The sequence below is a fragment of the Bradyrhizobium sp. MI1.7 genome (genome assembly GCF_055811795.1).
The window spans coordinates 270521-284545 of sequence record NZ_JBVVPO010000004.1; the positions used below are offsets into that span (position 1 = coordinate 270521).

At 65.5% G+C, this 14025-nt stretch carries 12 protein-coding genes; 9 read left to right on the forward strand and 3 right to left on the reverse strand.

Annotated features, from left to right (window positions below):
* Positions 1-148: 148 nt before the first annotated feature.
* Entirely contained in the window at positions 149-1564 is a 1416-nt protein-coding gene (gene glgA / locus AC0L3X_RS07190; protein WP_063984816.1) for a glycogen synthase GlgA, read from the reverse strand.
* A gap of 192 nt (positions 1565-1756) precedes the next feature.
* On the opposite strand from glgA, the gene AC0L3X_RS07195 reads away from it, so the two are divergent.
* The 9 genes from AC0L3X_RS07195 to AC0L3X_RS07235 all read left to right on the forward strand — a co-directional run bounded on the left by AC0L3X_RS07195 (position 1757) and on the right by AC0L3X_RS07235 (position 11220).
* Complete coding sequence (locus tag AC0L3X_RS07195; RefSeq protein WP_063984815.1) at positions 1757-2953, forward strand: CaiB/BaiF CoA transferase family protein; 1197 nt, start codon at positions 1757-1759, stop codon at positions 2951-2953.
* Between the two features lie 131 nt (positions 2954-3084).
* Positions 3085-4629: an ABC transporter substrate-binding protein gene (locus AC0L3X_RS07200; protein ID WP_473316332.1), complete on the forward strand. Its 1545-nt coding sequence runs from the start codon at positions 3085-3087 to the stop codon at positions 4627-4629.
* A gap of 7 nt (positions 4630-4636) precedes the next feature.
* Entirely contained in the window at positions 4637-5587 is a 951-nt protein-coding gene (locus AC0L3X_RS07205; RefSeq protein ID WP_028152064.1) for an ABC transporter permease, read from the forward strand.
* Positions 5574-6446 (forward strand): ABC transporter permease, encoded by an 873-nt coding sequence (locus AC0L3X_RS07210; protein ID WP_063984813.1) that lies wholly within the window; start codon positions 5574-5576, stop codon positions 6444-6446. The genes AC0L3X_RS07205 and AC0L3X_RS07210 overlap by 14 nt, the downstream gene beginning before the upstream one ends.
* Positions 6443-7435, forward strand: a complete 993-nt coding sequence (locus AC0L3X_RS07215) for an ABC transporter ATP-binding protein (protein WP_063984812.1) — start codon at positions 6443-6445, stop codon at positions 7433-7435. The genes AC0L3X_RS07210 and AC0L3X_RS07215 overlap by 4 nt, the downstream gene beginning before the upstream one ends.
* Complete coding sequence (locus AC0L3X_RS07220) at positions 7432-8403, forward strand: ABC transporter ATP-binding protein (RefSeq protein WP_063984811.1); 972 nt, start codon at positions 7432-7434, stop codon at positions 8401-8403. The genes AC0L3X_RS07215 and AC0L3X_RS07220 overlap by 4 nt, the downstream gene beginning before the upstream one ends.
* Before the next feature lie 82 nt (positions 8404-8485).
* Positions 8486-9553: an alcohol dehydrogenase gene (locus tag AC0L3X_RS07225; protein WP_473316333.1), complete on the forward strand. Its 1068-nt coding sequence runs from the start codon at positions 8486-8488 to the stop codon at positions 9551-9553.
* A gap of 132 nt (positions 9554-9685) precedes the next feature.
* On the forward strand, positions 9686-10765 hold the full coding sequence (locus tag AC0L3X_RS07230) for an isocitrate/isopropylmalate dehydrogenase family protein (RefSeq protein WP_063986573.1): 1080 nt from the start codon (positions 9686-9688) through the stop codon (positions 10763-10765).
* Between the two features lie 38 nt (positions 10766-10803).
* On the forward strand, positions 10804-11220 hold the full coding sequence (locus tag AC0L3X_RS07235; RefSeq protein WP_063984810.1) for an ASCH domain-containing protein: 417 nt from the start codon (positions 10804-10806) through the stop codon (positions 11218-11220).
* A 15-nt stretch (positions 11221-11235) separates the two neighbouring features.
* Here AC0L3X_RS07235 and AC0L3X_RS07240 read toward each other — a convergent pair whose 3' ends face one another.
* A complete protein-coding gene (locus AC0L3X_RS07240; protein ID WP_063984809.1) occupies positions 11236-12057 on the reverse strand; it encodes an enoyl-CoA hydratase in 822 nt (273 codons plus the stop codon).
* Positions 12058-12233: 176 nt separating this feature from the next.
* A complete protein-coding gene (locus tag AC0L3X_RS07245) occupies positions 12234-13583 on the reverse strand; it encodes a L,D-transpeptidase family protein (RefSeq protein ID WP_063984808.1) in 1350 nt (449 codons plus the stop codon).
* Positions 13584-14025: the final 442 nt, after the last annotated feature.

Below are 14025 nucleotides of genomic sequence, written 5' to 3' on the forward strand. Positions count from 1 at the left end.
TGACGGGCGATAGAGTGGCGCGCACTCTCTCCACATCGTCATTGCGAGCGCAGCGAAGCAATCCAGACTGTCGCCGCGGAGACAGTCTGGATTGCTTAGTCGCTTCGCTCCTCGCAATGACGGAGAATGGAGAAGCGCCGCCTCAGCCTCACACCGATGCCAGCCTCCGATACAGCGCGCTGTAGCTGCCGGCGGAGATGCTCCAGGAGAACGATCGTCCCATCGCGCTGCGACGCATGGAGTCGAGCTGGTCATGCGCCACGAAAGCTGAGAAGGCGCGGCGGACGCCGCCGAGGAAGGACGCGCGCGAGGGCTGCGAGAACAGAAAGCCGGTCTCGCCGTCGGTGATGGTTTCGGCCAAGCCGCCGGTCTGGTGACCGATCGGGAGCGAGCCGAAGCGCTGGGCGTACATCTGGCTGAGCCCGCACGGTTCGAAGCGCGACGGCATCAATGTGAAATCGCTGCCCGCGAAGATGCGCCGCGCCTGGGCGTCGTTGAAACCGATCGTAACCCCGATCGCGTCGGGGCGGCGGCGATGCGCGTCGATCAGCGCTTGCTCGAGCGCCGGCTCGCCGGAGCCGGTGACCACGATCTGCCCGCCGGCATCGATGATCTCGTCGGCGGCCGACAGCACGAGGTCGATGCCCTTCTGGTGCACCAGGCGTGCGACGATCGCGAACATCGGCCCGCGCGAGACCGCCAGGCCAAACTGCTTGCGGATATAATCCGCATTGGCCTTCTTGCCGACCCAGTCGCCGGCGCCGAACTGCTGGGCCAGCTGGGAGCAGGAGCGTGGATCCCAGCTCTCGTCGATGCCGTTGAGGATGCCCGTGAGCTCGGCAGCATCCGAGCGGACACGAAGCAGGCCTTCGAGACCGCAGCCGAATTCCTCCGTCGTGATCTCGCGTGCATAGGTGCCGCTCACGGTAGTGAGGTGCGAGGCATAGACCAGCCCGGCCTTGAGGAAGGAGAGCTGGTCGTAGAATTCGACGCCGTCGATATGGAAGGAACTCTCGGGGACGCCGATCCGCCGCAGCGAGTCCTTCGGGAAGAGTCCCTGGTAGGCGAGGTTGTGGATGGTCAGGATCGACGGCAGCCTGGCCCCGCGCCAGGCGAGGTAGGCCGGCACGAGCGAGGCCTGCCAGTCGTTGGCATGGACCAGGTCTGCTGCCCAATTCTTGTCCAGCTTGCCCATGGCCAGCTCAGCGGCTGCCGAGGCAAAGCGCGCAAAGCGGATGTCGTTGTCCGGCCAGTCGTGTCCGGACTCGTCGCCATAGGGATTGCCGGGTCGGTCGTAGAGTTGTGAGCACAACAGCACATAGACCGGCAGCCCGTCCTTGGTCGCAGCCCGGCCGAGCGAGCAGGCCGGCATCTCCGCGAGCGCCGGGCAGCGGCCAACGATCTGAATATGCGTGAGTTGTTCGATGATGTCGCGGTAGCCGGGCAACATGACCCGGATATCGGCGAGAGGGCGAAGCGCCCTGGGAAGTGCAGCGGAAACGGCGCCGAGTCCGCCAACGCGGACGAAATCGTCCATCTCGGTTGTGACGAACAAGACCCTCAAGAACAGCTGCCCTCTTCCGATCCCGTTTATTGCTATGCAAGAACGGGTCCAGTTGTCCTGGAATTCCCAAGCCCGCCCGTGAGACGCGTCCGTTCGGTAAAGACTTTCCTACTCACCCGCCGCCCTCTAGGGTCGGCGCATCAACAAGAGAGAACTTCGATAGTTCCTAAGAGGCCGAGGGGCGCAGCAGGCATGCCGTTAGCAGATAAGCATGAGGGGACGACGACAAAGGCCTTCGCGGGCCTCAGGGTCCTGGATTTTTCGACCACCATCGCCGGTCCCCATTGTGCGCGGATGCTTGCCGACATGGGCGCCGAGGTCATCAAGATCGAGACCGACGGCGGCGAGACGATGCGCACCCGGCCGCCGCTGCGCAAGGGGTGCAGCACCGTATTCGGCCAGCTCAACGTCGGCAAGAAAAGCGTCGTGCTCGATCTCAAGTCCGAGGAGGGCAAGGAGGCGGTGCGCCGGCTCGCCGCGACCGCCGATATCCTGGTCGAGAATTTTCGCCCCGGCGTGATGCACCGGCTGCGGCTCGACTACGACCGCCTGTGCCCGGTCAATCCCAAGCTGATCTATTGCTCGATCTCGGGCTACGGCCAGACCGGTCCCTCGGCCGAGCTGCCGGCCTACGCGCCGGTAATCCACGCGGCCTCCGGCTACGACATGGCGCATCTCGCGTACCAGCCCGGCCGCAGCCGGCCGGATTATTGCGGCATCTACCATGCCGACGTCGTCACCGGCACCTACGGTTTTGGCGCGATTGCGTCGGCGCTCTATCAGCGCACTATGACCGGGCAGGGCCAGCACATCGACGTCTCGATGCTGGAATCGATGCTGACCTTGACGGTGATCGAGCTGCAGAGCTCGCAATTCGCGGTGAAGCCACCGCCGCGCCCGATGTTCGGGCCGACCGAGACGGCCAATGGCTATGTCATGATCACGGTCGCGAGCGAGAAGACGTTTCAGTGCCTGATGGGTGTGATCGGCCGCCCCGACTGGATTTCCGATCCGCGCTTCTCCACCTACGCCGCGCGGCGCGAGAACTGGGCCGACATGATGGACGGTGTCGAAGCCTGGTCGCGGCCGCTCACGACCGATGCATGCCTTGTCGCGCTTGGCGCGGCCGGTGTGCCAGCCTCGGCCTATCGCACCGTGTCCGAGGCGCTGGCCGATCCGCAACTCGCGCACCGGCAGGCGCTCTCGTCCGTGGAGGACGAGGGTGGCTCGTTCCAGGTGCTCAATCTGCCGTTCCGGATGTCGGGCGCCGACACCACGCCCGCCAAAACGATGGCCGTGCTCGGCGAGCACACGGACGCATTGCGCCAGGAGATCGGCCTCGCCGGCGATGCTCCAATTCCGTCAGGCAAAACGGCTGCGACAAACTGAGCGCATCGCAGCACCACTACAGCGTTTGATCTCTCGCGTGTTCCTCTTGCCGTGGCGAGCATTTATCGCCAAGCTCGCTTCCGAGTCATTCAACGATCCGAAACATCGGACGAGGGATCCCGGGAGGAACCATGACGAACCTTGCTGCCGCGGCGCGCACGCGCGCGCCGATTTTCCTTGTTGCGGCATTTACTCTCCTTCCGCCGGCTGGGCCGGCGCAGGCGCAGAAGGCGGGCGGCAGCATCACCGTCGGTCAGGAGCTGGAGATTACGGGCTTCGATCCGCTCAAGGTCGGGGTCTACGACACCTCGACCTTCACCGCCGCGGCCGCGATCTTCGATACGCTCACCACGCTCGACGACAAGGGCGAGGCCGCGCCAAAGCTGGCAGTGTCCTGGACCCATTCCGACGATTACAAGACCTGGACCTTCAAGCTGCGCCGGGGCGTGAAATTCCACGACGGCACGCCGTTCAATGCGCAAGCCTTCAAGGAGAACTTCGATCGGCAGAAGGACCCCGCCAACAAGTGCCGCTGCGCCTTCTACATCACCAACGTCAAGGAGGTGCTGGCGCCCGACGAATATACTGTCGTCTACAATCTCACCGATCCTTCCGTGAATTTGCCGGCGACGAACACCATCCAGAGCCAGAACAACGTCGTGCATTCGCCGACGGCGTGGAAGACCAAGGGCGACGACTACAATCGCAATCCCGTCGGCACCGGTCCCTACATCCTGAAATCATGGACGGCCGGCGATCGCATGGTTCTGGAGAAGAACCCGGGCTACTGGGACAAGGGCCGTCCCTATCTCGACCGCATCATCCTGAAGCCGCTGCCCGACGCGCAGTCGCGTTTCGCCTCGCTGCAATCGGGCGAGGCCGACATCATCTGGGACGACGAGAACGACGCTGACAACATCATGAAGGCGCAGAAGGACTCCAAGCTCACCGTGCACACCTACAAGGGCTCGGGCGCGCAGGTCTATGCCTTCAACACCAAGGTGGCGCCGTTCGACGACGTCCGCGTGCGGCAGGCGCTGGTGATGGCGATCGACCGTCCAAAGATGTCGCAGGCGATCAGCAACGGCCTGAGCCGGCCCGCGACCAATCCCTACGGCGACGGCTCCTGGGTCAAGTGCAAGGACGACGGCGCGCTGCCGTTCGATGTCGAGAAGGCCAAGGCGCTGATCAAGGACTATGGCAAGCCGGTCGAGTTCAAGACGATGGTGACCGCGACGCCCCGCGGCCGCATGATCGGCCAGGTGCTCCAGCAATTCTGGAAGCGCGCCGGCGCCAACATGGAGATCGAGCAGGTCGACCAGGCCACCATTCCGCCACGCGCGTTCATGCGTCAGTTCCAGCTCATACCCTGGCGCATCGTCGACCTCGCCGATCCCGATCCGCAGATGTATGCGAACTTCCGCAGCGGCAGCCCGCTGGCGCTGGCCAACTTCGCCGATCCGGAGCTCGACCGGCTGCTCGACCACTCCCGCGTCACCGCCGATCCCGCGGCGCGGATCGAGGATTATTGCGCGATCAGCCGCCTGATCAACAAGGAGGCGATCTGGTTCTGGACCTTCCAGAACACCTATTACGCGCTGTCGAGCGCCAGGCTGAAGGGCTTTCCGAAAATCTACAACGGCGTGATCGACGTCTCCTCCACCTGGCTGGAATGACCGCGCGATGCTGAACTTCGTCGTGCGGCGGCTCCTTGCCATCCTGCCGGTGCTGCTCGCCGTCTCGCTGCTCACCTTCCTGATCGCCGCGTTGCTGCCGGGCGATCTTGCCTATGTCATCCTCGGCGATCAGGCGACGCCGGAGAATGTCGCGGCGTTGCGCCGTGACATGGGGCTCGACCAGCCGCTGTGGTGGCGTTATCTGAGCTGGCTCGGTCATGTCCTGCAGGGCGATCTCGGCCGCTCCTTCCGCACCGGGCAGACGGTGTTGCAGGCGGTAGCCGAGCGCATTCCGGTCTCGCTCGAGCTGATGCTGATGGCCGAATTCATCGGGCTCCTGATCGGCGTGCCGCTCGCGATCGCCTGCGCTGCGCGCGCCGGTGGCGCCTTCGACCGCTTCATGACCGGCAGCGCCTTCGCCATGCTGTCGATGCCGTCCTTCCTGATGGCGATTTTGTTGATCTATCTGTTCGCGGTCGAGTTGCGCTGGCTGCCGGCGACCGGCTATGTGCCGTTCACCGAGGAGCCGCTGTCGAACCTGCGCTTCTTCGTGCTGCCGGCGCTGACGCTGGCGCTGGCGGAATGGCCTGGAATCATGCGGGTGCTGCGCTCCGACATGATCGCGACCCTGCAGGAGGACTACATTGCTCTCGCGAAAGCGAAAGGCCTCAAGCCCGCGCGCATCCTGTTCGTGCATGCGCTCAAGCCATCGTCGCTGACCCTGGTGACGGTCACAGGCATCAACATCGGTCGCCTGCTGGGCGGCACGCTGATCGTGGAATCGATCTTCGCGCTGCCGGGCATCGGCCGCCTGCTGGTTGGCGCGATCTACACCCGCGACCTCGTCATCCTCCAGGGCGTGGTGCTGCTGGTCGCCTGCGGCTTCGTCATCGTCAATTTCATCGTCGACATGCTTTACGCCGTGCTCGATCCGAGGATCCGCCATGGCCACGCTTGAGCTGTCGATGCAGGACGAGGTGGTCTCCGAGCCGGTTCGGCGCCGGCGCAAGCTCGGCCTGTTGTTCTGGTTCGCGAGCGCCTGGCTCGCGATTGTCCTGACGCTCGCGATCCTGGCGCCGGTGCTGCCGCTGCAGAATCCTGTAGACATGGACATGCTGGAGCGCCGTGCGGCGTTCTCCGGGGAACACTGGCTCGGCACCGACGGGCTCGGCCGCGACGAATTTGCCCGCCTGATCTTTGGCGCGCGGGTGTCGCTGACGGTGGGGCTGATCGCGCCGATGATCGGGCTTGCGCTCGGCGGCGCGCTTGGTCTCCTCGCCGGCTATTTCCGCGGCCGGTTCGAGACGCTGGTGGTCGGCAGCATGGACGTGCTGCTGGCGTTTCCACCGCTGATCTTCGCGCTCGCGGTGACCGCCTATCTCGGCCAGTCGATTCCCAACCTCACCCTGATCCTCGGCGTGCTCGGCATTCCCGCCTTCATGCGCGTGGCGCGCGCGGCCACGCTGACGCTGGCGCGGCGCGAGTTCGTGATCGCGGCCGAGGCGCTCGGCGCCAGCCATGCGCGCATCCTGATACGCGAGCTGCTGCCGAACGTGATCCTGCCGCTGCTGGCCTTCTTCTTGCTCGGCGTCGCCGTCACGATCGTGGTCGAGGGCGCGCTGTCCTTCCTCGGGCTCGGCGTGCCGCCACCGATGGCGAGCTGGGGCAGCATGATCGGCGAGGGGCGCGACAGCCTCGACGTCGCGCCGCGGCTGGCCTTCCTGCCGGCAACGGCGCTGTTCTTGACCGTACTGGCCTTCAACCTGGTCGGCGACACCTTGCGGGCCCTGACCGACCCGCGTCAGGGGGCGCTATGAGCGCGCCGCTCCTGACCATCGAGGACGTGGCGGTCGAACTGCCGACCCCGCGCGGCAATTTGCGCGCCGTGGATCATGTCGATCTGTCGCTGGAAGCGGGCCGCACGCTCGGCATCGTCGGCGAATCCGGCTGCGGCAAGACCATGCTGTCGCGCGCGGTGCTTCAGCTCTTGCCGAAGAAGGCGAAGCTGACCGGGCGCGTGATGTTCGACGGCCAGGACCTGGTGCGGCTCGATGCCGAAAGCCTGCGGCGCCTGCGCGGGCGCGACCTCGCGGTCGTGTTCCAGGACCCGATGACCTCGCTCAATCCGGTGCTCACCATCGGCACCCAGCTGATGGAGACGATCCAGGAGCATCTCGAGCTCGATGCGCCGGCGGCGCGGAAGCGCAGCATCGAGCTCCTCGCTGCCGTCGGCATTCCGGCGCCGGAGCAGCGGCTCGCGCAATATCCGCATCAATGTTCCGGCGGCATGCGCCAGCGCATCGCGATTGCGATCGCGCTGTCCTGCGAGCCGAAACTGCTGATCGCGGACGAGCCGACTACGGCGCTCGACGTGACCATCCAGGCGCAGATCCTCGATCTGCTGGCGCGCGAGCAGCGCCGCCGCCACATGGCGATGATCATCATCACCCACGACCTCGGCGTCGTCGCCGGCCGCGCCGACGAGGTCGCGGTGATGTATGCGGGCAGGGTGGTCGAGCGCGCGCCGACGCAGGCGTTGTTCAAGCGCATGCACATGCCCTACACCGAGGCGCTGCTGGCGGCGATCCCGAAGCTGGAGACCGCGCCGCATACGCCGCTGCCCGCCATCTCCGGCCGTCCGCCCGATCCGACCCGGCCGCTGAGGGGCTGCTCGTTTGCGCCGCGTTGCCGCTATGCCGTGGGGCGCTGTCACGAGGCCAAGCCCGAATTAAAGGGCGCGGAGATGCCGGGGCATCTCTATGCCTGCTTCCATCCCATCCAGATGACGGAGGGGATTGGCGCATGATGCAGTTTGCCATGCCCGCCGAGCCGCTCCTGAACGTCGACAATCTCGTCGTCGAATATGGTCTCGGCAACAAGACGGTGCACGCGGTCTCCGGCGTCAGCCTCCAGGTCGCGCGCGGCGAGACGCTGGGGCTGGTCGGCGAATCCGGCTGCGGCAAGTCGACGCTGGGGCGCGCGGTGCTGCAATTGCGCCGCGCCAAGTCCGGCCGCGTGCTGTTCGACGGCGAGGACCTCACCGCGATGGAAGGCGAGGCGCTGCGCAAAATGCGCCGCCGCGTGCAGCTGATCTTCCAGGACCCGATCGCCTCGCTCAATCCGCGCCGGCGCATCGGCGACATCGTCGCCGAGCCGCTCATCATCGCCGGCGTCAAGGATGCCACGGAGCGCAAGCGACGCGTTCACGAGGTGTTGTCCGCGGTCGGGCTAGATCCTGACATCGTGGCGGGCCGCCTGCCGCACGAATTCTCCGGCGGCCAGTGCCAGCGCATCTGCATCGCACGATCGCTGGTGCTCAACCCCGAATTCATCGTCTGCGACGAGCCGGTCTCGGCGCTCGACGTCTCCATCCGCGCGCAGATCCTCAATCTGCTCGAGGAGATGAAGGCGCGCTTCGGCCTGACGCTGCTGTTCATCGCGCATGACCTCGCGGTGGTGAAAGCGGTCAGCGACCGCGTCGCGGTGATGTATCTCGGCCGCCTCTGCGAGGTCGGGCCGTCGGAGCAATTGTTCGCAAGGCCCGCGCATCCCTACACGGACCTGCTGTTGCAGGCGATCCCGGTGCCCGATCCGGACGTGCGTCCCGTCGAGAGTGTGGCGACCGGCGAGCCGCCATCGCCGATTGCGCCGCCGTCCGGCTGCCGCTTCCGCACCCGCTGCCCGCGGGCCGACCAGCGATGCAGCGCGGAGATACCGGAGTTGCGCGAGGTCGCACCCGGCCAGTTCGCGGCTTGCCACCATCCGCTGGCCTGAACTAAAGACGGTAGCGGATTTGTTTAGCCCCGCCGGTCATGGCATGGTGGCGACGACAAAGAAGTATGCCGGGAGGACGCCGATGAAGAGTTTCAAGGTCGCCGATTTCAAGGCGCCGCTGCAGGAGTTCGACGAGGCCACGCCGCAGCCGTCGGGCACGCAGGTGCTGATCAAGGTGAAGGCCGCCGGCGTCTGCCACAGCGACCTCCACATCTGGGAAGGCGGCTACGATCTCGGCCACGGCCGCAAGCCGCTGTCGCTGAAGGACCGCGGTATCAATCTGCCGCTGACCATGGGTCATGAGACGGTCGGCGAAATCGCAGCCTTCGGCCCCGACGTGAAGCCGACCGACCAGCGCGATCTCAGGCTCGGCGATGTCGGCCTGGTCTATCCCTGGATCGGTTGCGGCAAGTGCGCCACGTGCCTGGCCGGTGACGAGAACATGTGCCTGACGCCGCGCTCGCTCGGCGTCTATTGCGACGGCGGCTATTCCGACCACATGCTGGTGCCGCATCCGCGCTATCTGCTCAACCTGAAGGGGCTCGATCCCGCCTCGGCGGCGCCCTACGCCTGCTCGGGCGTCACCACCTACAGCGCGCTGAAGAAGGTCGAGCAGCATTTTGACACGCCGATCGTGATGTTCGGCGCCGGCGGTCTTGGCCTGATGGCGCTGTCGCTGCTGAAGGCAATGGGCGGCAAGGGCGCGATCATGGTCGACATCGACGCCAGGAAGCGCGAGGCCGCCGAAAAGGCCGGCGCGCTCGCGACCGTCGATCCCAAGGCGCCGGATGCGCTGGAGCAGCTTGCCAAAAAGGCGGGCGGGCCGATCCGCGCCGTGATCGATCTCGTCGGTAACGCCGCGACCACGCAACTCGGCTTCGATTGCCTGACCAAGGGCGGCAAGCTCGTCATCGTCGGCCTGTTCGGCGGCGGCGCGACCTGGGCGCTGCCGCTGATCCCGATCAAGGCGGTGACGATCCAGGGCAGCTATGTCGGCAATCTGCGCGAGACGCAGGAACTGCTCGACCTCGTGCGCGCGAAGAACGTGCCGCCGATCCCGGTGACGCGTCAGCCGCTCAACAAGGCCAATGACGCGCTGGTGCAATTGCAGCAGGGCGCGGTGGTCGGTCGCACGGTGCTGACGCCGTAGTCTCACTCTCTCCGTCGTCATTGCGAGCGAAGCGAAGCAATCCAGAAATCCGTCCGCGGACACAGTCTGGATTGCTTCGTCGCTTCGCTCCTCGCAATGACGAGCCACGCCTTTCTTCACGCAGGAACCGCCATGTCCGCAAACAACGCCTTCCACATTGCCGTGCTCGCCGGTGACGGCATCGGTCCCGAAGTCATGGCACCGGCCATCGAAGTCTTGCGCAAGATCGAGGCGAAGTCCGGCCTGAGCTTCCGCTTCACCGAGGCGCCCGCCGGCGCCAACAATTATCTCGCGACCGGCAAGTCGATGCCGGATTCCACTATCAAGCTCTGCGAGGAGGCCGACGCGATCCTGCTCGGCGCCTGCGGCCTGCCGTCGGTGCGCTATCCCGATAATACCGAGATCGCGCCACAGATCGAGCTGCGGTTCATCTTCGATCTCTATGCCGGCGTGCGCCCGGCGCGGCTCATTCCGGGCGTGCCGAGCCCGATCGTCGGCGCCGACCAGCGCGGCATCGATCTCGTCGTGATCCGCGAATCCACCGAAGGCCTGTTCGCCTCGATGGGCAAGGGCGTCGTCACCCATGAGGACGCGCGCGAGACCATGGTGATCACGCGCAAGACCTCCGAACGCCTGTTCGAGTTCTCGTTTCGGCTCGCCGAGCGGCGCAAGGCGCGCGGCAAGCCGGGGATGCTGACCTGCGTCGACAAGGCGAACGTGTTCAAGGCCTTTGCGTTCTTCCGCGGCATCTTCGACGAGATCGAGAAGAAGCATCCGAACGTGAAGACCGACCGGCTCTATGTCGATGCCTGCTCGGCGATGCTGGTGAAGCGTCCCTGGGATTTCGACGTGATGGTGATGGAGAACATGTTCGGCGACATCGTCTCCGACATCACCGCGAGCCTGATCGGCGGCCTCGGCATGGCGCCGTCCGCCGACATCGGCGACAAATATGCCGTGTTCCAGCCCTGCCACGGCACCGCACCCGATATCATGGGGCAGGGCAAGGCCAATCCCACCGGCATGATCCTGTCGGCGGCGATGATGCTGGACTGGCTCGCCGACAAGCACGGCGTCGAGAGCGCGGCAGAAGCCGGCGAGCAGATCGAGCTTGCGGTGGACCAGATCTACGCCGGCGGCATCAAGCCGATGGAGTTCGGCGGCAGCAACGGCACGGCTGACATTACGAAAGCGGTGCTCGCTGCGCTGTAGTTACCGCAGGCGGTCGATATCGGAGGAGCCGGAAGTCAATGAGCAATCCGGTTCCCGAGCACTATCGGCACCTCAGGACCTTCGCCTTCGGCGACAATCCTGCGCTCGCGGATGAATTGGTCGAACTCGTCGTCAAGGGCGTCAAGACCGCGACTTGCAGCACGGAAGACGAACCGAACACGTCGACGCCGGGTGAGCGCTGGGTCGTACTCAACGGGCGCGGAGAACCGCGCTGCGTCATCGAATCCGTCGAGATCACCTATCGGCGCTTTAATGAAGTCGATGCCACCTTTGCGCACGATGAGGGCGAAGGCGATCGAAGCCTCGCCTATTGGCGCAGCGCCCATCGGACCTATTTCGGCCGGCTCGGACGATTCAGCGAGGACATGATGCTGATGTGCGAGCGCTTCCGCCTGATCGAGGTGTTTGGTGATCAGGCGCCTGCGCCTTGCTGAGCCCGGTCGCCGAGGCTACTTGCCCGTAAACTGCGGCTTGCGCTTTTCCATGAAGGCCTGCCGGCCCTCGCGAAAATCCGCGCTGTCCATGCAGGCGTGACCGATCGCCTTGATCGCCTCCAGGTCGCGCTGGCTCTCGTCTTTCAACACCTGCGCGATGGTGATCTTGGCGGCCTTGATCGCGAGCGGGGCGTTCTCGGAGATGGTCTGCGCGATCGTCATCGTCTCACCCCACAACTCGTCGATCGGGAACAAGCGCTCGACGAGGCCAATGCGCAGCGCCTCGGCGGAATCGATCCGCATGCCCGTGTACATCAGAAGCCGTGCCCAGGACGGACCGACCAGCGACACCAGATGCTTCAAGCCGTCATAGCCGTAGGCGATGCCGAGTTTTGCCGCGGGAATGCCGAACTGACTGCCATGCGCGGCGAGGCGGATGTCGGCGAGCATCGCGACCTGCATGCCGCCGCCGAGGCAAAAGCCCTCGATGCAGGCGATGGTCGGCTTGGGATAGTCGGCGAGCAGCGCGCGCTGGGCGGCGCTGCGCCTGGCATATTCCTCGGACGCCGCCGCGTTGTGGCGGGTCTTCTCGAACTGGCTGATGTCGGCGCCGGAGACGAATGCCTTGCCGCCTGCGCCGCGCAGGATCACGACGCGCACCGTCTCGTCATCGCGCAGGCTCGTCAGCGCCTCGCCAAATCCCTCCCACATCTCCAGCGACATCGCGTTGCGCTTGTCGGGATTGTTGAAGGTGATCACGCCGACGCCGTCGATGACCTGCTTGAGGATCTTGCCGTCGGCATGGGGTGTTTCGGTCGTGCTGGAAATGTCAGGCATTGCGCGCTCGCTGTCGTAGGCCGGGCGCAATGTGCGGCCGGGGCGCGGCCCGGGTCAACCGCGACGAGGGACGCGGCTCTGCATCCGCCTGTGCCGCGATTGCATGGCGCGAGAAGCGGCTATTCCTTGAGCATGATCTTTTCGGAAAACCGCTGCACACTTTTCCGGATCATGCTCTACTGCGTTGCGTGCATGTGCGCGGTCAGGGGATGGCTGCCGGCATTGCTGAAAAACGCCGCCTCTTCGGCGGTGGCCTCCAGCAACTGCTCGTCCTGATTATAGACGTCGTTGCGGAACTGGACGGTCTGGTCCTTGGTCATCCATGCAGTGAGGTAAATCCAGGCCACCGGCACCTTCTTCGCCATGGCGACCTCGAGGTGCTGGCCGCCCGCAATCTCCGCATCGATCGCGGCGCGGCTCCATTTCGGCTGGTCCTTCAGCAGCCAGGCGGCGAGATCGCGCACATTGTCGACGCGCGAGCAGCCGTGGGAATCGAAGCGGTAGTCGTCGCTGAACAGGTTGCGCTGGTTGGTGTCGTGCATATAGACCGAATAGGCGTTCGGCATGTCGATCTTCACCGCGCCGAGCGCGTTGAAGGTGCCGTTGTGCTGGCGCACGGTGAAGTTCGGCGTGTGCGTGCCCGACCAGTCGACCGAATGCGGGTCGATCGGATTGTCGTGGGCGTCGAGCACCTCCATGTGCATGCGCGACAAATAGGTCGGATCCTTGCGCATATGCGCCGAGATCTCGGTCTTGGCGATCGAGGACGGCACCGTCCAGGTCGGATTGAGCACGACGCTGGTGATCTGGGCCGTCAGGGTCGGCGAGGGCTTTTCGGTCTTGCCGACGATCACGCGATAGCGCCGCGCCACAACATCGTTCTCGACCGCTTCGGCAAAGGCAGCGGGAATGTTGACCACGACATAGCGCTGGCCGAAGCCGAAATTCATGTTCTCGAGCCGCTGGAGCGAAGCCTCCAGCTGCCGGATGCGCTTCTGCACGGAGACGTTCATCGCCGCGAGCGTACGAGGCGTCACCGTGCCGGTCGGCGCCAGTCCATGGCGGGCCTGGAAGCGTTTTACAGCGTCGGCGAGATCCTGGTCGAGGGCGCCGGTCGCCTTGTCGGCGGCGAGATCGCCGGAGAGGATTAGTCGCTTGCGCAGCAGCTCGTCGCTGGCGCCCTGGACGCCGAGGGCGAACTTGGCATCGGCAGGGATGGTCGGCCAGCCGCCGCGTACGGCAAGATCGGAGTAGCTAAGCGCGGCATCCTTGATGCGCTGGGCCGAGCCCTCGTCATAGGTTGGCTCGTGCGTCAGCGCGAGCGCCGCGGCGGAGCGGCTCTCCGCCGTCGAAGCGGGTGCGGTGGCCTTCGGCGCGGCAGCATGGGCCGGGTTCGCCGCTGCCGGCACCGTACCGGCCGCCGTTGCCGGCCTGGGGTTTGCCTGTCCCGTGGTTTCGGTTTGCGCCAGCGCGGAGGCGCTCGCGAGCACGCCGACGGCAACGATCATCGCATGGCGTTTCGACATGTGTCCCATTTTCCCCACGAGGACGAGGCCCGGACGGGCGCTCGCATTGGCAATTCCCGCTCGCCGCGCTGCGTGCGCCGATTCGCAAAAATCGGCGGGAAGCTAGAGCCCCGGAGTTGAGGTCCCATTAAGGGCGGCAGTCGAAAGCCCGCGCGTTCGAGGCGGGGCGTCTCGATTGGGTCGCGGCAGGGGCGGGATCGGTTCGCGAAATCCGCGACAATGGCGGGCAAATTGCCGGGAAATCCGCAGCAAGAAATCCGCAAGAAAAAAGGGCGGCTTGGCCGCCCCGAAAGGAGAGCCGCGCGCAAGCGCGCGGACTGGGTCTCGTTGAAAAAGGCCCCCCCCCCCGGGCGCGGCGGGTTTTAAAAAGGGCCGAAAAGTGAACGCCCCCAAGGCGCAGGGCACGGTGGGGGGGGAGGAATTGCAAGACCAGGCGCGCAGG